Here is a 22259-nt window from a genome sequence, read left to right as displayed (position 1 = left end):
AACACCCCCCCGGAAACCACACACCCCGCCGCTACTTCCCCGGTCGCACCCCCCCCCGGCGGTCCGTACGGCGTCAGACGTCGAACTGGTCGGCCACCGCGCGCAGCACCGCCGCGAGCTTCTGGCCCTCCGGCTTGGCCGGGTAGCGGCCGTGCTGGAGGCCGGGCAGCACCGTGTCCAGCATGGTGATCAGGTCCTGCACGATCGGCGCCATGTCGTCCGCGCTGCGCCGCTGCGCGGCCGCCACCGAGGGCAGTGCCTCCAGCAGCGTGACACTCATCGCCTGGTCACCGCGGTGCCCGGCGACCACCCCGAACTCCACCCGCTGGCCCGGCTTGAGCGTGCTGATCCCGGCGGGCAGCGCCTTGCTGTGGACGAAGACGTCATCGCCGTCGTCGCGCGACAGGAAGCCGAAGCCCTTCGTCTCGTTGAACCATTTGACCTGGCCGGTGGGCATCTCGAATGTCCTCGGTGTGGGTGTGGAGGCCGCCCGGCAGCGTCGCCGGAAGGCCTTGGGAGGGGGTGTGGGTCCGGCAGGCCGCCCGGGCGGCGTCCGGCCCGGGAGGCGGGCGGACGTGGACGGGGCCGGCGGACGGCGGTGCGTCAGCGGCTGGACTGACGACCGCTCGGGGGTTTCACTCGCACGCGCCGGGGCGTAGGCGTCCGGCTCTGACGCGCGGGGCCGGCCAGGGCACGGCGGGGCCGGATCGCGTCATGGCGCTCTCCACTGGCTCACACCCCCTGGCTGGAAGCGGGGTCGGACGACCCCGTGCGAAACCTGCATACCCCTGGGACCCGGAGTCCGAAACTCCCTGTCCCCGGCGAACCGCAGGCAGTGACGAAGCTGACATTGTGCCAGGTGACGAGGGGTAGGGCGAGGGGTAGCGCGAGCGGGCGTCCGGGGCGGGCACCGCTCGGCGCGGGCGGCGCGGTTCTGCGAGACTTGACCGTCGCACCGACGGGGCGGCCCGTCAACGGTAGCCAGTCATACGCCGGCCACAGGGCGGCGGTCATACGTCAGGGAGTCGCAGTGAGCAGCAGGGAGTCGGGCGAAGGCCTGGTCCGGACCGGTGCGGTGGTCTTCTGCGTGGGTTCGCTGGCGGTGATCGTCACGTTCATCCCGCTCTTCTTCCACCTGACCCCGCTGCCCAGCGAGGCCTACTGGGCCAGCATGCTGATGCCGCTCGGCTTCCTGCTGGCGCTGGTCGGCCTGTTCCGCTCGGCCCGGGCGCAGCGCCGCCGGGTCAACGAGGCCGAGCGGAGCGCCCAGCCGAGCTGACCGGTCGGACGGCTCGGGCTGACCAGGCGGGCCGCTCAGCTCGACTGGGCGCGGGCCGCGAACCAGGCCGGGAACTCGGTCAGGTCGGCGAACACCACGTCCGCGCCGCCCTCGGCGAGCTGCTCGGCCGAGTACGGGCCGGTGGCCACGCCGACCGCGACCGCGTCGGCCAGCCGGGCGCCGACGATGTCCCCGAGGTGGTCGCCGACGTAGACGGCGGCGCCGTGCTCGCGCAGCGCCTCGCCCTTGCTCTCCGCCCACAGGTCGCCGACCAGCACGTCGTACGGCAGGCCGGCGTGCTCCAGGTGCAGCCGCGCGTTCGGCTCGTACTTGCCGGTGATCACCGCGACCCGGCCGCCGGCCGCGCGGACCGCCGCGACCGCCTCACGCGCGCCGGGCAGCGGGACGGTCGGCTCGAAGGCGTGCTCCCGGTAGAGCTCGCGATAGCGGTCGGTGGCCGCCGCCACCTGCTCGGCCGGGAACCAGTTCGCGATCTCGACGGCGAGCGGCGGGCCCAGCCGGGTGACCACCAGGTCGGCGTCGACGTGCACACCGGTCTCGGCGGTGAGCGCCAGATACGTGGCCTTGATGCCGGGACGCGTGTCGAGCAGCGTCATGTCGAGGTCGAAGCCAACGGTGAGCACAGACATGTCGCCAGCCTAGGGCCTGCGTCTACCCGGATTTTCCCGGCAAAGCGGACATAATTTCCCCATGCACCGTCAGCTGCCGCGTCGGGCCGTGCTGAGCGCGGCCGCGGCGGCCGCGCTGGCCGCCTGCACCCCGCTGCCGCGCCCCGGCCCGCCGTCGCCCGGCACCTCACCGTCGCCGAGCGCGACCGTCACCGGCGCGAACGGCCCGGTGACCGTCCCCGGCGCCCCGCTGCGGGTGGTGGCGCTGGACACCGCCGAGCTGGACTCCGCGATGATCCTGGGCAGCACCCCGATCGGCGCCTCCCGGGCGCCCGCCGACAGCGGCCTGCCGGACTACTGGCCGGCCTCCCGGCTGGCCGTGGTGGTGGACACCGGCACGGTCGGCAACCCCGACCTGGCGCAGATCCGGGCCCTGCGGCCGGAGCTGATCCTGAGCAGCCAGGTCCGCGACGCCGAGCACTACGCCGCGCTGCGCGCGATCGCGCCGACCGTGTTCAGCAACAGCACCGGGTTCCCGTGGAAGGAGAACTTCCAGTTGCACGCCCGCGCGCTCGGCCGCCAGGCCCAGGCCGACGCGGTCACGGCGGCCTACCACGGCCAGATCGCCCAGCTCTCGCACGCGATCGGCGGCCCGGGCGCGGCCGCCGCCCGCCGGGTCAGCCTGCTGCGGTTCGTCCAGGGCGGCCGGATCCGGCTCTACGCCCGGCAGAACTTCCTCGGCACGATCCTCGCCGACCTCCAACTCGGCCGACCGGACGCGCAGAACGTCGAGCAGTTCGACGTCGAGATCAACCCCGACCAGCTCGCCGGCGCCGACGGCGACCTGCTGCTCTACGCCGTCCACGGCGATCCGGAGGCGGCGGGCGCGACCGCGGTGCTGTCCGGGTCGGCCTGGCAGGCGCTCGGCGCGGTCCGCGCGCACCGGGCGTTCCCGGTGGACGACCAGCTCTGGTTCGAGGGCATCGGCTACTACGGCGCGAGCCTGATCCTCGACCAGCTGCAACACCTGCTGAGTTTCTGACGCAGCGCCGTCGTTCACCTCGATGCTCCGGTCGAACGCGTCCGCGAGTCTTGTGACGCATGCCACAGCGGGACCACCATGGCGGTATGACGAACACTCAGCTCCGAGGTGAGTCACCCGCCGATCCGACCGAGGTCGCCCGGCGCCGCAAGGCGGCTCTCGCCCACTCCTTCTCGCTCGCCGCCGAGGAGTACGACGAGGCCAACGGCGACTTCTTCAACCCGATCGGGGCCCGGCTGGCCCGGCTGGCGGGCCTGCGCCCGGGCGACCGGGTGCTGGACGTCGGGTGCGGGCGCGGCGCGGTGCTCTTCGCCGCGCTCGCCGAGGTCGGCCCGGAGGGCTACGTGGCCGGGATCGACCTCGCGCCGGGCATGGTCAAGGTCACCTCCGCGCAGGCCGCCGGGCGCGGCCTGCGCAACGTCAGCGTCCGGCTGGACGACGCCGAGGCGCTCGGATTCCCCGACGCCTCGTTCGAGGCGGCGCTCTCCTCGTTCGCGGTGATCTTCACGCCCGACCCGGCGGCCGCGCTGGCCTCGCTGCACCGGGTGCTGGTGCCCGGCGGCCGGTTCGGCTTCACCGCATTCGGCGCGGACGAGCCCGGCTGGGACCGCCCCGGCGCGGTGCTCAACGGATTCCTGCCGCCGGCCGCGGCCCGCAAGCGGCAGAGCAGAGTGGCCAGGTTCAACCCGCTGGGCCGCAGCCCCGAGGAGGCCGCCGACCTGCTCTACCGGGCGGGCTTCACGGACGTGCGGACGGTCGAGCACACCTCGGCCACCCACTACCCCGACGCCGACGCCTGGTGGCGCGCCCTGCGGGCCGGCGGCTGGCGCGGGGCGCTCGAGTCGATCCCCTCCGAGCGGCTCGACGAGGCCCGGCAGGCCGCGCTGGCCGCACTGGCCCCGCTGGCCGGCCCGGACGGCAGCCTGGTGCGGCGCACCGCGATCCGCTACACGACGGCGCTGCGCGGCTAGGGCCTGCCGTCGGACGCCTCGCCGCTCAACGCTCGACGCTCGGCGCCGGTCAGCTCCCGATCAGCGCGTCCTCGCGCACAGCGGCGGGCGCGGCCGGTGCCGGGGCGGCGGACGGGGCCGTCTGCCCGGCGCGGCCGATCGTCCTGGCGTGCGCCTTCGTCAGCAGCGGCCCGAACAGGTACACCGACACCGGCACCACGACCACGGTGAGGATCAACGTGCGGACGTACAGCGGCAGATGCGCGGTGGACGGGCCGAGCAGCGCGAGCGTGACGGTGATCGTCGGATAGACCGAGAGCCAGGTGATCACAGCGCGGTGGTGCACGGTGGGAACGGACATGGCAGACCCCCTGAAGGCACCGGTGGAGCTCATCTCCAACCGAGTGGTTGGAGTCTGCCACAGCCACCCCGGCATGTCCAACCGCCCGGTTGGAGTTCCGCGCTAGACTTCCGCCATGGCATGGGACACCGAGAAGACGAAGCGACTGCTGCTCGACGCCGCGATCAAGGAGTTCGCCGAGTACGGCCCCGAGGGCGCCCGGGTGGACCGGATCGCCAGGTCGGCGGGCATCAACAAGGAGCGGATCTACCAGTACTTCGGCAACAAGGAGCAGCTGTTCGGCCACGTCATCGACCACGAGCTGGCCCGGGTGATGACCGAGACCTCACCGCTGCCGCAGGAGTGCGTGGGCCTCGGCGACTTCGCCGGGCGGCTCTTCGACTGGCACTCGGCCAACCCGAACTTCCTGCGGCTGCTCCGCTGGGAGGGCCTGCTGGTCGAGCCGACGCCCACCGCCCGGGACGACGAGCGGGCCGGCTACTACGCCGAGCGCGTCGCGGCGATCGCCCGGGCCCAGCAGGCCGGGCGGATCAGCGAGGACGTGCCCGCGCCGCACCTGCTCTACGCGGCCTTCGCGCTCTCGGCCTGGTGGTTCACGGCGCCGAAGGTGATCACCATGGTGATGTCCGGGCTCGCCGAGGACACCCCGCAGACCCGGCGCGCGGCGCTGGTGAAGATGGCCGACAAGCTGGGCTGACCAGCGCAGGGTTCGGCGGGGCTACTCCTCGGTCGGCGCCGGCCGGCGCCGGCGCATCGTCACCGCCAGCAGGAAGAGCGCCGAGAACAGCGCCGCCAGCCGCAGCACCCCGGGGGCCGCGGTGAGCGCGGCCTTGCTCATCGTGGCGCCCTTGAGCAGCGGCTCGCCCCAGCGGCCCTGGGCGCGGCCCCAGAACCAGAGCGTGGAGCCGCTCATGGTGATCAGCGGAATGCCGAAGACGGCGAACTTCTTCGTCAGGTCGCCGAGCCGACGCGAGAGGTAGGCCAGCGCCCAGCCGGCCAGCAGCACCAGGATCAGCCCGGTCACCGCCCCGCCGATCAGCACCGCGGCGGCGAGCAGCAGCAGCGGCGAGGGCCGGCGGCCGGTCAGCACGCCGCGGCGCGGCGCCGCCTCGCCCTCGGCGGCCGGCTCGGCCGGCTCCGGCTCGGCCTCACCGGCCCGGCCGCGCTGGTCGGGGAGCGCGCGGGCGTCGGCGGGCGGTTCGGCGGACACGGTGTCGTCCGGCGGGAACTCGATCCACACCTCGTCCCAGCCGGGGAAGTCCTCCAGCGTCGGCGGGCGGACCGGGCCGCCCGGCGCGGCCGGCGCGATCAGCCAGGCCGCCGGCTGATCGGCGGTCTCGGTGGCGGCCGGGGCGGGGGCCGCGGGCTCGGCGGCCGGGCGCTTGCGGAAGACGGACCGACCGGTGCGCTGCGCCGGGACCTCGGGACCGGCCGCCGGCCCCTCGCCGGCGCCGTCGGTCCGCGGCGCGGCGTACACGCCGTCATCCTCGGCTGCGTCGGCGTCGGCGCCCACGGCCGGGGCCGGGGCCGGCGCCGCGCCGAGCACCCGCCAGGGCCCGTCCACCCGCCACCACTCGCCGCCGGAGAGCCCGCCGGTCAACCCGCCGTCCTGTGCCCCGCCCGAACCGCCCGCGCTGCCCGTGCTGCCCGAACCACCGGGACCGTCCACGCTGCCCGAACCGCCCGGACCGCTCGCGCCGCCCGACTGCTCACCCGCCATCGCCCGCCACCCTGTCCCGTAACTCCAGGCCCCGCTGCCCGCTGACGCTAACCGACCGGCGTCCAGCCGGTCGAGCCCCATCCGCCCTATGCCCCCTCCCCTCCGGCGCCACCCCCGCGACCTGCGGGAAACCCCGGCAGTCGCGCGGGCCACGAGCCCCACGGCCCGGTCCGGGTGCCGCGACGCCTCCCCCCAGGGCCTGTCCGGCCGATCTTGCCGGGCGCCCGACGCCGGGCATCCCGCCTGGACGCACGCCCGAATCGCCCAAGTACGTCCAGTACGAGGGCGACTCGGGCGCACGCCCAGCCGGGCGCCCAACGCCGCGCACTGGTCCGACAAGACCGGCCGGACAGGCCCTAGCCGGACGGTCTAACCTGGGTCGGATGACCACCGAGCCGAACGGACAGCCCGGCAGGGCCCGAACCCTTGCCGAAGAGCTCCGCACCCGCAGCGACCAGGCGCTCGCCACCCTGCTGCGCCTGCGGCCCGATCTGCTCAACCCGGTGCCGACCGACCTGACCCAGCTCGCCGCCCGGCTCTCCGGCCGGGCGTCCGCGCTGCGGGCGCTGGAGCGGCTGGACCGGTTCACGCTCCAGGTGGCCGAGGCGCTCGCGGCGGCTCCGGACGGCTGCCCGGACACCGTGGTGCGCGACCTGCTGGCCGGCCCGGCCCGGGTCAAGCCGCACCCGGCCGCCGAGCCGGTGGAGCGCTCGGCGGTCGTCGCCGCGTTGCCGGCCGCGCTCGCCGCGCTGCGCGAGCGGGCACTGGTCTGGGGGCCGGACTCCGCACTGCGGCTGGTGATCGCGGTCCGCGAGGCGCTCGCGCCGAGCGGCAGCGCACCCGGCGGCACCGGCCTCGGCCCGACGCTGGCCGAGGCGACGCTGGGGATGTCCCCGGCCCGGCTCCAGCAGCTGCTGGCCGGCGCCGGGCTGCCCGCCACCCCCGACCCGGTGACCGCGGTGGCCGCGCTGAGCGCGCTGCTGACCGATCGCAAGCGGTGCGCCGCGCTGCTCGCCGAGGCGCCGCCGAACGCGCTCGGCGTGCTGGACCGGCTGATCTGGGGCCCGCCGACCGGCGCGGTCGCCGACGCCGCGCGCCAGGTGACCGCCGAGGAGGCGCGCAGCCCCGTCGAGTGGCTGCTGGCCCGCGGCCTGCTGCTGCCGTCCGGTCCGGGCAGCGTGGTGCTGCCGCGCGAGCTGGCGCTGTACCTGCGCGGCGGGCGCAGTCACCAGCGGGTCGAACCCACCGCCCCCGCGCTGGTGGCGACCGCGCAGCGCGATCCACAGGCTGTGGACAGCGCGGCGGCCGGCCAGGCGTACACCGCCGTGCGCACCGTCGAGGAACTGCTCGATGTCTGGGGCCTGCAACCACCGCCCACGCTGCGGGCCGGTGGCCTGGGCGTGCGCGACCTCAAGCGCGCCGCACAGACGCTGGACACCGGCGAGCAGCAGGCCGCCTTCTGGCTCGAACTCGCCTACGGCGCCGGCCTGCTGGCACCGGACGGCGAGACGTCCGACAATCCGGCCCGGGTCGGCGAGGTCTGGGCACCGACCCCGGCCTACGACACCTGGCTCAAGCAGCCGACCGCCGAGCGCTGGACCGTGCTGGCCCGGGCCTGGCTGGCCGCCACCCGGGTGCCCGGGCTGGTCGGCGCCCCCGACGGCAAGGGCAGGCCGCGCGCCGCGCTCGGCCCCGAGCTGGACCGGGTGCCGGCCCCCGCCACCCGGCGCGGCGTGCTCAGCCTGCTCGCCGCGCTGGCCCCCGGCGGGGTCGCCGACGCCGCCGGGCTGCTGCCCGTGCAGCGCTGGACCCGCCCGCTGCGCGGCGGCGCCACCGGCCCCGACGGCCGCGACCTGCGCGAGCAGCTGACCGACTGGACCCTCGCCGAGGCCGAGCTGCTCGGCGTCACCGGCCGCGGCGCGCTCGCCGCCGCCGGCCGCGCGCTGCTGGCCGGCCAGGACCCGGCCCCGGTGCTGGACCCGCTGCTGCCGCAGCCGCTGGACCACGTGATCCTGCAGCCCGACCTGACCGCGATCGCGCCCGGCCCGCTGCTCACCCCGCTCGCCCAGGCGCTCGCGCTCTGCGCCGAGATCGAGTCCAAGGGCGGCGCGACGGTCTACCGGTTCAGCGCCGAATCGGTTCGCCGCGCGCTCGACGCCGGCCGCAGCGCGAGCGACCTGCACGCCTTCCTGGCGCAGCACTCGCGCACGCCCGTCCCGCAGCCGCTCAGCTACCTGATCGACGACGTCGCCCGCCGGCACGGCGTGCTGCGGGTCGGCGCCGCCGGCTCCTACCTGCGCTGCGACGACCCCGCGCTGCTCGGCGAGGTGCTGGCCGACCGGCGGGCCGCCGAGCTGCGGCTGCGGCTGCTGGCCCCGACCGTGCTGGCCGCCCAGGCGGCGCCCGACACGGTGCTCGCGGTGCTGCGCGCGATGGGCTACGCGCCGGCCGCGGAGTCGGCCGAGGGCGACCTGGTGATCACCCGCCCCGACAGCCACCGCACGCCGCCGCGCACCGCGCCCGTCCCGGTCTCGGACGGCCCGTCCATGCCGGACGACGTGCTGCTCGGCGCCGCCGTCAAGGCGATCCGGGCCGGCGACCGGGCCGCCACCGCGACCCGCCGGGAGACCGTGGCCGGCCCCGCCGCGACCCGCACCGAGACCGGCCCGGCCCGCACCGACACCCGGCAGCTCCCGCGCACGGCGGCCGCCGACACGCTCGCCGCGCTGCAGACCGCGGTGCTGCTCGGCGAGCGGATGTGGATCGGCTACATCAACGCCGAGGGCCTGGCCTCGCAGCGAGTGGTCGACCCGGTCAAGGTCGAGGGCGGCTACGTCACCGCGTTCGACCACCACAGCGACGCGATCCGCACCTTCGCGCTGCACCGGATCACCGGCGTCGCGGAGCTGGACGAGTCGTAAGGCCTATCCGGTCGAACAGGCCCCCGCCGCACCGGACGAGTCGTCACGAACGGCACGTAGGCTCGCCCCCATGGACATCGCAGAGCTCGCCCCCGGGATCCGGTACGCCGTCGCCGACCGCCACGGCGGCGTGAGCCGGGCGCCGTTCGACTCGCGCAACCTCGGGCTCGGCACCGCGGACCGGCGCGAGGACGTGCTGCGCAACCGCGAACTGACCGCCGCCGAGCTGGGGTTGGCGCCGGACCGGGTGGTCTGGATGCGCCAGGTGCACAGTGCCACGGTGGTCCGGGTCAGCGCGCCGTTCGCCGAGCCGCGGCCGGGTCTGGACGCGATGTTCACCACCGAGCCCGGACTGGCGCTGGCCGCGCTGGCCGCCGACTGCGCGACCGTGCTGCTCGGCGACCCGGTGGCCGGGATGGTCGGCGCGGCGCACTCCGGCCGGGCCGGCACGCTGGCCGGCGTGGTGCCGGCGCTGGTGGCCGCGATGACCGAGGCCGGCGCGCGGCCCGAGCGGATCGCCGCGCTGGTCGGCCCGATGGCGTGCGGGCGCTGCTACGAGGTGCCCGAGGAGATGCGCGCGGCCGCCGTCGAACAGCTCCCGGAGACGTACGCGACCACCCGCCAGGGCACCCCGGCGCTCGACCTGCGAGCCGGCATCACCGCCCAGCTGACCCGCGCGGGGGTCACCGCGATCCGCCAGGACGACCGCTGCACGATCGAGGACCAGGACCTCTACTCGCACCGCCGCGAGGAGCCCACCGGGCGGTTCGCCGGCTACGTCTGGCTCGCCGGCTGACCGGCCCGGTGGGCCGGGTGGCCCGTGCGCGAACGAGCGATTCATCCGGCCACCCGAATCGGCCGGATGAATCGTTCCCTGCCCGCGCCGGGGATTTGCGACCATGGAGGGTGGCGCGCCTCTCCGGTGCGCCGTTTCGACGGAGGTGCGACGCGTGTCCTGCTTGATCGTCCAGAGTGACAAGACTCTCCTGCTGGAGATCGACCACCCGCAGGCCGCCGACTGCCGCCGCGCCATCGCGCCGTTCGCCGAGCTGGAGCGGGCGCCCGAGCACGTGCACACCTACCGGCTGACCCCGCTCGGCCTGTGGAACGCGCGGGCCGCCGGGCACGACGCCGAGCAGGTGGTGGACGCGCTGGTCACGTACTCGCGCTACCCCGTGCCGCACGCGCTGCTGGTCGATGTCGCCGACACCATGGCCCGCTACGGCCGGCTGCAGCTCTCCAAGCACCCGGTGCACGGTCTGGTGCTCAGCACCACCGACCGCCCGGTGCTGGAGGAGGTGCTGAAGTCCAAGAAGATCGCCCCGCTGGTCGGCGCCCGGGTCGACCCGGACACCGTGGTCGTCCACCCCTCCGAGCGCGGCCAGATCAAGCAGGTGCTGCTCAAGCTCGGCTGGCCGGCCGAGGACCACGCCGGCTACGTGGACGGCGAGGCGCACCCGATCGAGCTGGAGCAGAACGGCTGGCAGCTGCGCCCGTACCAGCAGCAGGCGGTCGAGGGCTTCTGGCACGGCGGCAGCGGCGTCGTGGTGCTGCCTTGCGGAGCGGGCAAGACGCTGGTCGGTGCGGCCGCGATGGCGGAGGCGAAGTCGACCACGCTGATCCTGGTCACCAACACCGTCTCGGCCCGGCAGTGGAAGCACGAGCTGGTCAAGCGGACCTCGCTGACCGAGGACGAGATCGGCGAGTACAGCGGCACCCGCAAGGAGATCCGCCCGGTCACCATCGCCACCTACCAGGTGATGACGACCAAGCGGAAGGGCAGCTACGCGCACCTTGAGCTGTTCGACGCGCGCAACTGGGGCCTGGTGGTCTACGACGAGGTGCACCTGCTGCCCGCGCCGGTCTTCAAGTTCACCGCCGACCTGCAGGCCCGCCGCCGGCTCGGCCTGACCGCGACCCTGGTGCGCGAGGACGGCCGGGAGGGCGACGTCTTCTCGCTGATCGGCCCCAAGCGCTTCGACGCGCCGTGGAAGGAGATCGAGGCGCAGGGCTACATCGCGCCCGCCGACTGCTGCGAGGTCCGGGTCACGCTGACCGACTCCGAGCGGCTCGCCTACGCGACCGCCGAGCCGGAGGAGCGCTACCGCTTCTGCTCCACCACCGCGACCAAGCGGCGGGTGGTGGAGGCGCTGGTCAAGAAGCACGAGAAGGACCAGACGCTGATCATCGGCCAGTACATCGACCAGCTCGACGAGCTCGGCGAGGTGCTGAACGCGCCGGTGATCAAGGGCGAGACCAGCAACGCGCAGCGCGAGAAGCTGTTCGAGGCGTTCCGCACCAAGGAGATCAGCGTGCTGGTCGTCTCCAAGGTGGCGAACTTCTCGATCGACCTGCCCGAGGCCACGGTCGCGATCCAGGTCTCCGGCACCTTCGGCTCCCGCCAGGAGGAGGCCCAGCGGCTCGGCCGGGTGCTGCGCCCGAAGGCGGACGGCCACTCGGCGCACTTCTACTCGGTGGTCGCCCGGGACACCGTCGACCAGGACTTCGCCGCGCACCGCCAGCGGTTCCTGGCCGAGCAGGGGTACGCGTACCGGATCATCGACGCCGACGACGTGTGATCGTCCGGCTGCTCAGAGCTTGACGCCGTCGCGCCCGAGGAAGACCACCCGCGCGGCGGTGTCGAGCGCGATGCCGACGTTGCGCACGGCTCGGGCGAGCGGCTTGTGACGGTTCGGCCGGCCGGCGGCGGTGCTGCCGTTGGCCGGTCGGCGGGATTCGGTGCTGGTGCGCGCCCGGGGGGTCTTGGCCGCTGCCGGGGGCGCCGTCATGGGTACGGTGCTCATGTGTTCCACGGTAGTTTTCCGGCCGCCGAAACACATCAACCCGTAGGGCGTAACCGAACGGGCCGGGATCCTCCTGGAGGCGTAGGCGTCCCCGAGCCCCCAGACCGACCGACAAATGGTGGGCGGCGTCGCGACGCCCGTGCTCTCGCCTGGACGGCTTCTCCTCAGTCGCCAATGCTCCGCAGTGGCTCCCTCGTCGGCGCCGCCCAGACTCGGCCCGGACGCCGCTCCTTCCTCCACCCACCATTTGCCGGTCGGTCTTATCCGGCGAATATCCGTTAGCGCCCGGGCCAACGGCGGTCTAAGCTGTCCGGTCTGCCCCCTCCCGAAACGTGGTGCCGCTCGTGGCAGCCGTGGGAGGCCCTGGCCGCTCGGCAACCGGTCAGGTTCCTTCACCGTGAGCTATGACGAGACCGCCGCGACCGTGCACCGGCGCGGCCGGGAAGGTTCGCCGTGCAATCCCCCGCCATCTCCCCCGACGACGCCGCCACCGCCACTGCAGACATCGCAGACGGCGATCCGCTGCGGCGCGAGCGGGACCACCTCGCCTCCTCCCGCGCGGCCCTGCGCGCGATGCGCGAGGACGCCCAGGCCCTCGACATCTCCGATGTCGCCGGCAGCTGGGTCACCGCCCAGGTACTGCACAACCAGATCCAGCGCCGGATCGCCGCACTGGCCGACCTCGCGCACACCCCGCTCTTCTTCGGCCGGCTGGACTTCCTGCACGCCGTCTCCGGCGAGGTCTCCGAGGGCGCCGGCGGCGAGAAGTTCTACATCGGGCGCCGCCACGTGCACGACGCCGAGGGCGACCCGATGGTGCTCGACTGGCGCGCACCGGTCTCGCAGTCCTTCTACCGGGCCAGCCGCAAGGACCCGATGGACATCGAGCGCCGCCGCCGGTTCGGCTACACCGGCGGCGAGATGACGGCCTACGAGGACGAGCACCTCAGCGACCCGGCCGAGACCGACACCGTCTCGGCACTGCTCGCGGCCGAGATCGAGAAGCCCCGCGTCGGCCCGATGCGCGACATCGTGGCCACCATCCAGCCCGAGCAGGACGAGATCGTCCGCGCCGACATCACCGGCACGGTCTGCGTCCAGGGAGCCCCGGGCACCGGGAAGACGGCGGTCGGCCTGCACCGTGTCGCCTACCTGCTCTACGCGCACCGCGACCGGCTCGCCAAGTCCGGCACGCTGGTCATCGGGCCGAACAGCTCCTTCCTCTCCTACATCGAGCAAGTACTGCCCGCCCTCGGCGAGTTGGAGGTGGCGCAGGCCACCGTCCAGGAGCTGGTCGGGCACGTGGAGGTGCGCGGGACGGACGACGCCGAGGCGGCCGGGATCAAGGGCGACGCCCGGCTCGCCGAGGTGCTGAGGCGCGCGGTGCGGTCCGGCATCACGCTGCCCACCGAGCCGTGCGTGGTGGTCCGCGGCTCCCGCCGCTGGCGCGTGCCGGCCTACGAACTGGTCGAGATCGTCGAGGAGTTGGCGAGCCGGGAGATCCGCTACGGAGCGGCCATGGAGGCCATGCCGCAGCGGATCGCGCACGCCGTGCTGCTGAAGATGGAGCAGGGCGGCGAGGCGCCCGACGACCGGGTGCAGGACGCGGTCGCCCGCTCCCGCGAGGTCAAGGCGACCGTCAAGGCCTGCTGGCCGCCGGTCGATCCGGTCAAGCTGGTGCACCGGCTGCTCACCGACGAGGCGTTCCTGGCCGCCTGCGCGGACGGAGTGCTGACCGAGGCCGAGCAGCAGGCGATCCGGTGGACCAAGCCGGGCCGCTCGCTGAAGAGCGCGCCGTGGACGCCGGCGGACGCCGTGCTGGTGGACGAGGCGCAGGACCTCGTGCACCGCACGCCCTCGCTCGGCCATGTGGTGCTCGACGAGGCGCAGGACCTCTCGCCCATGCAGTACCGCGCGGTCGGCCGCCGGTGCAGCACCGGCTCGGCCACCGTGCTCGGCGACCTGGCGCAGGGCACCACCCCCTGGGCGACCGCGAGTTGGCCGCAGGCGCTGCACCACCTGGGCAAGTCCGGCGCGCACGTCGAGGAGCTGACCACCGGCTTCCGGGTGCCCGGCGAGGTGATCGGCTACGCCTCGCGGCTGCTGCCGGCGATCGCCCCCGGGCTGGCCCCGGCCACCTCGATCCGCGACACCGAGGGCTCGCTGACGATCCGTCACACCGAGGAGCCGCTGGTCGATGCGGTGCTCGCCGCCTGCCACGAGGCGCTGGCCCGCGAGGGCTCGACCGGCCTGATCGCGGCCGACGCCCGGATCCCGCTCTTCGAGGCCGCGCTGGCCGGGGCCGGGCTGGCCTACCTCACCCCCGGCGAGGAGACCACCGCCGAGGCCCGGCTGACCCTGGTCCCGGCATCGCTGGCGAAGGGTCTGGAGTACGACTACGTGGTGCTCGACGAGCCCGCGGCCGTGGTGGCCGGCGAACCGGACGAGCGGACCGGTCTGCGCCGGCTGTACGTCGCGCTGACCCGTGCGGTCTCCGGCCTGACGGTGCTGCACAGCGAGCCGCTGCCGGCCGAGCTGGCCTAGGGCCTCCCGCTTCGAGGTCCGCGCCGCTCTCCCCGGAGAGCGGCGCGGGCCCCGTGCTCAGCCGTCGATCAGCGCCCGCCAGTGCGCGACCCTGGCCGGGTCCACCGGTGAGCCCCAGCCGTCGGCCCGCACCGCGCCGCCGACGTGGAACCCGTCGAAGCCCTCGGCCCGCAGGCCGGGCAGGTGCTCGGCGTGCAGACCGCCGCCGATCAGGATCCGCTGCCGGTAGCCCGGTTCGCCCGCCTTCGCGAGCTCGCCGGTCAGCACCTCGCGCCCGGCGGCCACCCCGGCGGGCGAGCCCGAGGTGAGGAAGGTGTCCAGGCCGGGCAGCTCGCCGACGGCCGCGCGCAGCGCCGAGCGGTCGGTGCTGTGGTCGATCGCACGGTGGAAGGTCCAGCGGCAGCCGGCCACCGCCTCGGCGACGGCCCGTACCGCCGTCAGGTCCACCGCGCCGTCCGCGTCCAGGAACCCGAAGACGAACTCGTCGGCCCCGGCGGCCCGCAGCGCGGCGGCCCGCTCCAGCAGCGCGTCCAGCCCGCCCGGCGCGAAGCCGTCCCGGATCCGCAGCATCACCCGCAGCGGCAGGTCCACCGCCGCCCGGATCGCGGCGAAGCCGGCCACCGAGGGCGTGAGCCCGTCGGCGGCCATGTCGGTGACCAGTTCGAGGCGGTCGGCGCCGCCGGACTGCGCGGCCTGGGCATCCTGCGCCGTCAGCGCGATGACTTCGAAGATTGGTCTAGACATATCGGTAGACTGCCACACCACCCGCTCCGGCGGCGAGCCCCGGGTGCGGGTAAGAGGATCAGCCGGGTCAGCGACCGACCAGCGCCCTGCTGAGCACCCGCCACCGGTAGACCGCCAGCGCCACCGTGAGCAGCACCGCGGCCAGGAACCCGAGACCCACCGGAGCCCACCGCATCGACGAATCGGTCAGGAACATCACGGCGTTCGGCAGCACGACCGGCAGCCAGGCCAGCGCCACCGCGGCGAGCTGCGGCCGGCCGCGCCGCCGCGCACCGGCGACCAGCAGGGTCAGCGCGAGACCACCCAGCAGCGGCAGCGGCGCCACCTCGGCCACCTCGCGGCCGACCAGGTGATCGGTGTACCAGTGGGAGAGCCAGTCCGCCCCGGCCACGACCGCCGCCATGCCGAGGGCCGGCCAGGGCTTCGGCCGACGCGCCGGGTCGAGCATGTCCGGCGGCACGGCGAGCAGCATCAGGCCCGCCAGGACCGGACCGAAGAGCAGCACCAGCGACAGCAGCAGCGGCGGCAGCACGGCCCAGAACATCGACCAGGTCCACGGGAACCCCGTCAGGAACCAGTGGACCTGCTCGGCCACCACCGCCACCCACCCGACTGCCAGCAGCGCCGCCATCGTTCGGCCCGCGACCCACCAGCCGCGCAGCACGACCGCGAGCAGCAGGCAGCCGAGCACCGAGAGGCCCAGGACCAGCCAGCCCATCCCGGGGATCGCCCCCTCCGGACTCTGGTGCGAGTCGTAGAAGGTGCCGAGCCAGAGCGCCGCCGACCCCGCCAACGAGCCCGCCAACAGCGGCGCGGCCTCCCCGAGCAGCCGTCCGCCACCCTGCGCCGAGGCCAGCCCGACCCGCCGCCGCGCCCCGAGCGCGGCCACGCCGTACAGCTCGCGCAGCCGGAACCACCGCCCGGCCTCGGCCGTCGCGTCGGCGAAGACCGCCGTGATCTCCGCGCCGCGCTCCCTGCGGTACCGCGCCGGATAGAGCAGCAGCGCCAGCCGCAGCGCCAACGACCCGGTGCCGACCATTCCCTGATTCACCGTCATGCCAGTCCCCCCGCGATTCGCAGTCCTGCCACACCCAGCCGGCGCTCGGCCTCACCGGCCACCACCCTCAGCCGCTCGGCCTCCGCGGCGAGCAGCGTCCGCCCGGGATCGGCCAGCGCATACGTGCGCCGGGCCCGCCCGTCCACCACCTCGTCGCGCTCGACCCGGATCAGCCCCTGTTCGAGCAGCCGGTCCAGGGCCGCGTAGAGCGTGCCGGTCCGCATCTTCACCCGGCCCCCGGAGATCACCGAGACCTCCTGGATGAGCGCATAGCCGTGCCTGGGGGCATCGGCGAGCGCGGTGAGCAGGAGCAGCGTCGGCTCCTGCAGAGCTCGTCCTGTCATGCGTCTACATATACCGACCATCGGCATATTGGTCCAGAGGTCGGGTGAAAGAGGGTCAGGAGCAGAATGAGCGTCATGCCGACCGAACCGCACCCCGCGACCGAGGCCCTGCTGCAGCGCTGGAGCGCCCTGCTGGAACGCTGCGGGGCGAACGTCGATCCCGAGCCGTACGGGCGGGATCTGCTCGGCCGCTGGGCCGAGCCGCAGCGCCGGTACCACTCCACCGACCACCTGCTCGCGGTGCTGGACGAGGTGGACGCACTCGCCGGGCACGCCGAGGATCCGGACGCCGTCCGGCTGGCCGCCTGGTTCCACGACGCCGTCTACCAGCCGGACCGCTCCGAGAACGAGGAGCGCAGCGCCCGGCTGGCGATCCGCGCGCTGCGCGAGACGGGGGTGGCCGCGGCCCGGATCGACGAGGTGGTCCGGCTGGTCCGGCTGACGGTCGGCCACCATCCGCAGCCCGGCGACCGCAACGGCGAGCTGCTCTGCGACGCCGACCTGGCCGTGCTCGGCCGCTCGCCGGAGCGCTACGCGGCGTACGCCGGGGCCGTGCGCGAGGAGTACGGCTTCGTCCCCGAGGAGCTGTTCCGCCCGGGCCGGGCAGCGATCCTGCGGCAGTTGCTCGCGCTGCCGGCGCTCTACCGCACGCCGGCCGGCCGGGCCCGCTACGAGCAGCAGGCGCGGGCCAACCTGGCGGCCGAGCTCGCGGAGCTCGACGATCCCGCACCGGGCGAGCCGGCACTGTAGGAGCGAGCGGGACGGGCAACGTCAGGTCAGCGACCCCACGGCGGCCACCTCGACCGCGCGCTTGGCGCAGACCCAGTGCGGGTCCGGCCCCAGCTCGGGCTCGACGGAGAGCGCGTGCAGGTCGTCGTCGGCCCGGGCGCAGTCCTCGCAGAGCGGCCAGCGTCCGTACGCCTCCAGCAGCGCGTCCTGGACGTCCTGGGCGAGCAGCCCGAGCACGAACTCGGTGCCGTCCGGCCACTGTTCCAGCCACCAGCGCCGGTGCGTCACGGCGTTCTCCAGCAGCGAGACGACGGTGGCGTCGGCCACGTCCCGGGTGGTGAGGTCAGCGAGGATCAGGGCCCGCGCGTTGTGCAGCGCGGCTTCGATGTCGGCCATGCGTCCATTGTCCGGTACGCCGCCGGGCACCCCGCCCGGTAGGCCGCCGGGTACGCCGCTGGGGCGGCCTCCCGAAGGAGACCGCCCCAGCGAGCCTGCACGAGTACAGGCGAGAGAACGTCGGATCCCTGAAGGGGGATCAGAAGTCCATGTCACCGCCCGGCATGCCGCCACCGGCCGGCGCGGACGCCTTCTCCGGCTTGTCGGCGATGACGGCCTCGGTGGTGAGGAAGAGCGCCGCGATGGAGGCGGCGTTCTGCAGCGCGGAGCGCGTGACCTTGGCCGGGTCGATGATGCCCGCGGCGATCAGGTCAACGTACTCGTTGGTGGCGGCGTTCAGGCCGTGACCGGCGGGGAGGTTGCGCACCTTCTCCACCACGACACCGCCCTCGAGGCCGGCGTTGGTCGCGATCTGCTTGATCGGGGCCTCCAGCGCGACCTTGACGATGTTGGCACCGGTGGCCTCGTCGCCCTCGAGCTCCAGCTTGTCGAACGCGACCGACGCCTGCAGCAGCGCCACGCCACCGCCGGCGACGATGCCCTCCTCGACGGCCGCCTTCGCGTTGCGAACGGCGTCCTCGATGCGGTGCTTGCGCTCCTTGAGCTCGACCTCGGTCGCGGCGCCGGCCTTGATGACGGCCACGCCGCCGGCCAGCTTCGCGAGGCGCTCCTGGAGCTTCTCGCGGTCGTAGTCCGAGTCGCTGTTCTCGATCTCGGCGCGGATCTGGTTGACCCGGCCGGCGACCTGGTCGCTGTCGCCGCCGCCATCGACGATGGTGGTCTCGTCCTTGGTGATGACCACCTTGCGGGCGGTGCCCAGCAGGTCGAGACCGGCGTTCTCCAGCTTGAGGCCGACCTCCTCGGAGACCACGGTGCCACCGGTGAGGATGGCGATGTCGCCGAGCATGGCCTTGCGGCGGTCGCCGAAGCCCGGGGCCTTGACGGCGACGGACTTGAAGGTGCCGCGGATCTTGTTCACGACCAGGGTCGACAGGGCCTCGCCCTCGACGTCCTCGGCGATGATGACGAGCGGCTTGCCGCTCTGCATGACCTTCTCCAGCAGCGGGAGCAGGTCCTTGACCGAGCCGATCTTGGAGTTGACGATCAGGATGTACGGGTCCTCGAAGGACGCCTCCATCCGCTCCAGGTCGGTGGCGAAGTAGGCCGAGATGTAGCCCTTGTCGAAGCGCATGCCCTCGGTGAGCTCGAGCTCCAGACCGAAGGTGTTGCTCTCCTCGACGGTGATGACGCCTTCCTTGCCGACCTTGTCCATGGCCTCGGCGATGAGCTCGCCGATCTGGGTGTCGGCGGCCGAGATGGAGGCGGTGGAGGCGATCTGCTCCTTGGTCTCCACGTCCTTGGCCTGGGCCAGCAGCTGGTCCGAGACGGCCGCGACGGCCTTCTCGATACCGCGCTTCAGGGCCATCGGGTTGGCGCCGGCCGCGACGTTGCGCAGACCCTCGCGAACCAGGGCCTGGGCCAGCACGGTGGCGGTGGTGGTGCCATCGCCGGCGACGTCGTCGGTCTTCTTGGCGACCTCCTTGACGAGCTCGGCACCGATCTTCTCGTACGGGTCCTCGAGCTCGATCTCCTTGGCAATGGAGACGCCGTCGTTGGTGATCGTGGGGGCGCCCCACTTCTTCTCAAGGACGACGTTGCGGCCCTTGGGGCCCAGCGTCACCTTGACGGCGTCGGCAAGCTGGTTCATGCCGCGCTCAAGGCCGCGGCGAGCTTCCTCGTCAAACGCGATGATCTTGGCCATCGGAAGTGGTCCTCCAGGACACGGTCGACTGCTCGGACCAGAGGTGCCCGCGACGGACGGTCCTGGTATGCGGGGGGCCTGTCCCCTGCCGCTGCCAAGGCCTCACCGACCCGGTCCGTTTGTCACTCTCAAGCTGAGAGTGCTAACGCCAATGATTAGCACTCCGGCATGACGAGTGCAAGCTCTATCGACCAACGCGCCACCGCCGGAGGAGCGGTAGCCCGACCGGCGGACGGCCGGCCGGACGCCAGGACGGCGGACCGACGGCCGGCTCGCCGGGAGCAGAACGGCGGCAGGCCCGCACTCGACCCCCCGTCAGGGGGCGAGTGCGGGCCTGCCGCCGTTATCGACCAGCTCGGGAAGAGCCGCGAACTCCGAGGTTCGGAAAGGTCAGACCGCCGCGCGGACCATGTCCGCCTGCGGGCCCTTCTGCCCCTGGGAGATCTCGAACTCGACCCGCTGGCCCTCTTCAAGGGTGCGGTAGCCGTCCATCTGGATCGCGCTGTAGTGGACGAACACGTCCGCACCACCGTCGACCGCGATGAAGCCGTAGCCCTTCTCCGCGTTGAACCACTTGACGGTGCCCTGAGCCATTCCGAACTCCCCTAAGTGCTGTGCTGGCCCTTCACGTGCCCGCAGGTCGCGGGCCCGGGTCTGGTTCGACTGCCCCGAAGAGAGACCCCCCTGGGCGCGGCCCTGCGTGCCGCAGCGCCCCACCCCCGGGCACCCGTCGGTGCCGGTAGGAACAGGCGAATTCGTCGACCGCGGCTGAATGTATCCGCATCGGAGCCCTCTGCAACAGGGTCACTGGAGGCGAATTCGAGTGGGCCGCAAAGGGATTAGCCGGGATGAATGCGACAGAACTCAGCAATTCGTCTCGGACATAGCGGACCAAACGCGCGAATTCCCCGAATGATTCTGACGAGTCGCCGACATGAATCGGTCCGTACCTCGGCAGTTATGTCTCATGGGACGGACACCACCCTATGCCCTGCCGGGGACACCCGCGGACACGCCCCGGCGGGGCCGCCGGGTGTGCCACAGCGCGCCCCCGGGTATGCCGCAGGGCGCCGCGCGACCTGACGAGGAGTCAAGTCGGCGTGGCGCCCTGAGCGGTCCGCCGGAGCGGCGTCAGCAGCCGCCGGCGACGGCCGGGATGATCGAGACGCTCGCGCCGTCCGCGACCTCGGTGCCGAGGCCGTCGGAAAAGCGCACGTCGTCGTCATTGACATAAATGTTGACGAAACGGCGCAGCTTGCCGGTTTCGTCCAGAATCCGCGCACTGATGCCGGTGTGGTTCTGCTCCAGATCGGCGATGATCTCGCCGAGCGTGGCACCGCTGGCGCCCACCTCGGCCTTGCCGTCGGTGTAGGTGCGCAGGATGGTCGGAATGCGAACGGTTGCACTCATCGGGATCTCCTCGTTTGCAAACTTTGCAAAGCTGGTCGGGCCCTGCGGGCCGGTGTGTGATTCGGCGGCGGCGCTGGTCAGAGCGCGAGACCGGCGGCCCGGAAGGACTCCAGGGTCGGCCGGATCGTCGCGGTCAGCCCGGCGTCGGAGACCGCGTCGAGCGTCTTCAGGCCGTCGCCGGTGTTGATCGCGACGGTCTCCTTGGCCGGGTCCAGCAGGCCGTTCTCGACCAGCTTCTTCAGCACGCCGATGGTCACGCCGCCCGCGGTCTCGGCGAAGATCCCCTCGGTCCGGGCCAGCAGCCGGATCGCCTCGACCACCTCGGCGTCGGTCACGTCCTCCACCGCGCCGCCGGTGCGCCGGGCGATGTCCAGCACGTACGGGCCGTCCGCCGGGTTGCCGATCGCCAGCGACTTGGCGATGGTGTCCGGCTTCACCGGGCGGATCACGTCATGTCCGGCCTTGTAGGCGGCCGAGACCGGCGAGCAGCCGGCCGCCTGGGCACCGAAGATCTTGTAGGGGCGGTCCTCGACCAGCCCGAGCCTGATCAGCTCCTGCAGGCCCTTGTCGATCTTGGTGAGCTGGGAACCCGAGGCGATCGGGATCACGATCTGCTCCGGCAGCCGCCAGCCGAGCTGCTCGCAGATCTCGTACGCCAGCGTCTTGGAGCCCTCGCCGTAGTACGGACGCAGGTTGACGTTGACGAAGCCCCAGCCCTCGCCGGCCGGGTCGCCGATCAGCTCGGAGCAGAAGCGGTTCACGTCGTCGTAGTTGCCCTCGATGCCGACCAGCTCGCCGCCGTACACCCCGGCCATCACGACCTTGCCCTGCTCCAGGTCGTGCGGGATGAAGACGCAGGACTTGAAGCCGGCCCGGGCCGCCGCCGCGCCCACCGCGCCGGCCAGGTTGCCGGTGGAGGAGCAGGAGAGCGTGGTGAAGCCGAAGGCGCGCGCCGCCTCGATCGCACAGGCCACCACCCGGTCCTTGAAGGAGTGGGTCGGGTTGCCGGAGTCGTCCTTGACGTGCAGCTGGGCGGTGAAACCGAGCTCGCGGCCCAGGTTGTCGGCCTTGACCAGCGGGGTCCAGCCGGGGTTCAGGTTCGGCTTCGACGCGACGTCGGCCGGCACCGGCAGCAGCGGGGCGTAGCGCCAGATGGAGGCCGGTCCGGCCTCGATCCGCTTGCGCAGCTCGGCGGCGTCGTAGCCGGTGAAGTCGTAGGAGATCTCCAGCGGGCCGAAGCACTCGAGACAGGCGAAGCTGGGGCCGAGCGGGAACTTGGCAGCACACTCGCGACAGGACAGCTGAGCGGCGGGACCGAGATCGACGGTGGTCGGGGTAGCGGTAGCCATGATGGCGGAGGCCTCTCTCCTCATCTTCCCCATGGCGCGGTCGCGCCACAGGCCGGAATTGGCACCTGTCCCGCCGGGCCCGATGGCGCCGCGCGAGAAGGTTGCCGGGACGTCAACGGGCCGTTCCCTCAGTCCCTCTGGATGAGCAATGTGAAGTTGTGGTCGTGCGCTGCCACCGACCCCGGCGTGCGAAGGTCTCAGTGCAGTACGAAGACTGT

At 73.3% G+C, this 22259-nt stretch carries 22 protein-coding genes and 1 riboswitch; of the genes, 9 read left to right on the top strand and 13 right to left on the bottom strand.

All coding sequences use genetic code 11. The features are described 5' to 3' along the window. Positions 1–73: 73 nt before the first annotated feature. The gene (locus tag AC060L_RS19195) at positions 74–457 is read right to left on the bottom strand and encodes a cold-shock protein (protein ID WP_483800016.1); all 384 of its coding nucleotides are present in this window, start codon (positions 455–457) and stop codon (positions 74–76) included. 573 nt (positions 458–1030) lie between these two features. Between AC060L_RS19195 and AC060L_RS19190 the strand changes: the two genes are divergently transcribed. Then, positions 1031–1279 (top strand): hypothetical protein, encoded by a 249-nt coding sequence (locus AC060L_RS19190; protein ID WP_483800015.1) that lies wholly within the window; start codon positions 1031–1033, stop codon positions 1277–1279. A 35-nt stretch (positions 1280–1314) separates the two neighbouring features. On the opposite strand, the gene AC060L_RS19185 is transcribed toward AC060L_RS19190, so the two are convergent. After that, complete coding sequence (locus tag AC060L_RS19185) at positions 1315–1929, bottom strand: HAD family hydrolase (RefSeq protein WP_483800014.1); 615 nt, start codon at positions 1927–1929, stop codon at positions 1315–1317. 61 nt (positions 1930–1990) lie between these two features. Between AC060L_RS19185 and AC060L_RS19180 the strand changes: the two genes are divergently transcribed. Both AC060L_RS19180 and AC060L_RS19175 read left to right on the top strand, forming a co-directional pair. Next, positions 1991–2950 carry an ABC transporter substrate-binding protein gene (locus AC060L_RS19180; RefSeq protein WP_483800013.1) on the top strand — a complete coding sequence of 320 codons (960 nt, stop codon included), beginning with the start codon at positions 1991–1993 and terminating at the stop codon, positions 2948–2950. 86 nt (positions 2951–3036) lie between these two features. Then, positions 3037–3921: a class I SAM-dependent methyltransferase gene (locus tag AC060L_RS19175; RefSeq protein WP_483800012.1), complete on the top strand. Its 885-nt coding sequence runs from the start codon at positions 3037–3039 to the stop codon at positions 3919–3921. 49 nt (positions 3922–3970) lie between these two features. Here the strand turns inward: AC060L_RS19175 and AC060L_RS19170 are convergent, their stop codons facing one another. Beyond that, positions 3971–4261 (bottom strand): hypothetical protein, encoded by a 291-nt coding sequence (locus AC060L_RS19170; protein WP_483800011.1) that lies wholly within the window; start codon positions 4259–4261, stop codon positions 3971–3973. Between the two features lie 115 nt (positions 4262–4376). Between AC060L_RS19170 and AC060L_RS19165 the strand changes: the two genes are divergently transcribed. Next, on the top strand, positions 4377–4958 hold the full coding sequence (locus AC060L_RS19165) for a TetR/AcrR family transcriptional regulator (protein ID WP_483800010.1): 582 nt from the start codon (positions 4377–4379) through the stop codon (positions 4956–4958). A 21-nt stretch (positions 4959–4979) separates the two neighbouring features. Here the strand turns inward: AC060L_RS19165 and AC060L_RS19160 are convergent, their stop codons facing one another. Next, the gene (locus tag AC060L_RS19160; protein WP_483800009.1) at positions 4980–5981 is read right to left on the bottom strand and encodes a hypothetical protein; all 1002 of its coding nucleotides are present in this window, start codon (positions 5979–5981) and stop codon (positions 4980–4982) included. A 383-nt stretch (positions 5982–6364) separates the two neighbouring features. On the opposite strand from AC060L_RS19160, the gene AC060L_RS19155 reads away from it, so the two are divergent. The 3 genes from AC060L_RS19155 (at position 6365) to AC060L_RS19145 (ending at position 11481) form a co-directional block, all read left to right on the top strand. Further along, positions 6365–8902 (top strand): helicase C-terminal domain-containing protein, encoded by a 2538-nt coding sequence (locus tag AC060L_RS19155; RefSeq protein ID WP_483800008.1) that lies wholly within the window; start codon positions 6365–6367, stop codon positions 8900–8902. 70 nt (positions 8903–8972) lie between these two features. Then, a complete protein-coding gene (gene pgeF / locus AC060L_RS19150) occupies positions 8973–9698 on the top strand; it encodes a peptidoglycan editing factor PgeF (RefSeq protein ID WP_483800007.1) in 726 nt (241 codons plus the stop codon). 103 nt (positions 9699–9801) lie between these two features. Next, on the top strand, positions 9802–11481 hold the full coding sequence (locus AC060L_RS19145) for a DNA repair helicase XPB (protein ID WP_483800006.1): 1680 nt from the start codon (positions 9802–9804) through the stop codon (positions 11479–11481). Positions 11482–11493: 12 nt separating this feature from the next. On the opposite strand, the gene AC060L_RS19140 is transcribed toward AC060L_RS19145, so the two are convergent. Then, positions 11494–11706 (bottom strand): hypothetical protein, encoded by a 213-nt coding sequence (locus tag AC060L_RS19140; protein ID WP_483800005.1) that lies wholly within the window; start codon positions 11704–11706, stop codon positions 11494–11496. Between the two features lie 468 nt (positions 11707–12174). On the opposite strand from AC060L_RS19140, the gene AC060L_RS19135 reads away from it, so the two are divergent. Then, positions 12175–14250, top strand: coding sequence for a HelD family protein (locus AC060L_RS19135; protein WP_483800131.1), 2076 nt, complete (start codon positions 12175–12177; stop codon positions 14248–14250). Positions 14251–14307: 57 nt separating this feature from the next. Here the strand turns inward: AC060L_RS19135 and AC060L_RS19130 are convergent, their stop codons facing one another. From AC060L_RS19130 to AC060L_RS19120, 3 genes are all read right to left on the bottom strand, one after another. Beyond that, on the bottom strand, positions 14308–14994 hold the full coding sequence (locus AC060L_RS19130) for a copper homeostasis protein CutC (protein WP_483800004.1): 687 nt from the start codon (positions 14992–14994) through the stop codon (positions 14308–14310). A gap of 67 nt (positions 14995–15061) precedes the next feature. Continuing rightward, positions 15062–16051: a hypothetical protein gene (locus AC060L_RS19125; RefSeq protein ID WP_483800003.1), complete on the bottom strand. Its 990-nt coding sequence runs from the start codon at positions 16049–16051 to the stop codon at positions 15062–15064. Then, positions 16048–16395 carry a PadR family transcriptional regulator gene (locus AC060L_RS19120; RefSeq protein ID WP_483800002.1) on the bottom strand — a complete coding sequence of 116 codons (348 nt, stop codon included), beginning with the start codon at positions 16393–16395 and terminating at the stop codon, positions 16048–16050. Before AC060L_RS19120 ends, AC060L_RS19125 begins: the two co-directional genes overlap by 4 nt. A gap of 66 nt (positions 16396–16461) precedes the next feature. On the opposite strand from AC060L_RS19120, the gene AC060L_RS19115 reads away from it, so the two are divergent. Beyond that, positions 16462–17145 carry an HD domain-containing protein gene (locus AC060L_RS19115; RefSeq protein ID WP_483800001.1) on the top strand — a complete coding sequence of 228 codons (684 nt, stop codon included), beginning with the start codon at positions 16462–16464 and terminating at the stop codon, positions 17143–17145. Positions 17146–17166: 21 nt separating this feature from the next. Here AC060L_RS19115 and AC060L_RS19110 read toward each other — a convergent pair whose 3' ends face one another. The 5 genes from AC060L_RS19110 to thrC all read right to left on the bottom strand — a co-directional run bounded on the left by AC060L_RS19110 (position 17167) and on the right by thrC (position 22074). Then, positions 17167–17520 (bottom strand): hypothetical protein, encoded by a 354-nt coding sequence (locus AC060L_RS19110; RefSeq protein ID WP_483800000.1) that lies wholly within the window; start codon positions 17518–17520, stop codon positions 17167–17169. Positions 17521–17659: 139 nt separating this feature from the next. Next, positions 17660–19282, bottom strand: coding sequence for a chaperonin GroEL (gene groL / locus AC060L_RS19105; protein WP_483799999.1), 1623 nt, complete (start codon positions 19280–19282; stop codon positions 17660–17662). A 390-nt stretch (positions 19283–19672) separates the two neighbouring features. Further along, entirely contained in the window at positions 19673–19876 is a 204-nt protein-coding gene (locus AC060L_RS19100; RefSeq protein WP_030289665.1) for a cold-shock protein, read from the bottom strand. Positions 19877–20413: 537 nt separating this feature from the next. Beyond that, a complete protein-coding gene (locus tag AC060L_RS19095; RefSeq protein WP_483799998.1) occupies positions 20414–20692 on the bottom strand; it encodes a MoaD/ThiS family protein in 279 nt (92 codons plus the stop codon). Between the two features lie 77 nt (positions 20693–20769). After that, positions 20770–22074, bottom strand: coding sequence for a threonine synthase (gene thrC, locus AC060L_RS19090; protein ID WP_483799997.1), 1305 nt, complete (start codon positions 22072–22074; stop codon positions 20770–20772). Further along, a riboswitch (SAM riboswitch) is annotated at positions 22059–22189 on the bottom strand. It overlaps the preceding gene by 16 nt. Positions 22190–22259: the final 70 nt, after the last annotated feature.

This window comes from Kitasatospora sp. NEAU-69, assembly GCF_057158765.1.
This window is presented reverse-complemented; position numbering and strand designations above follow the sequence as displayed.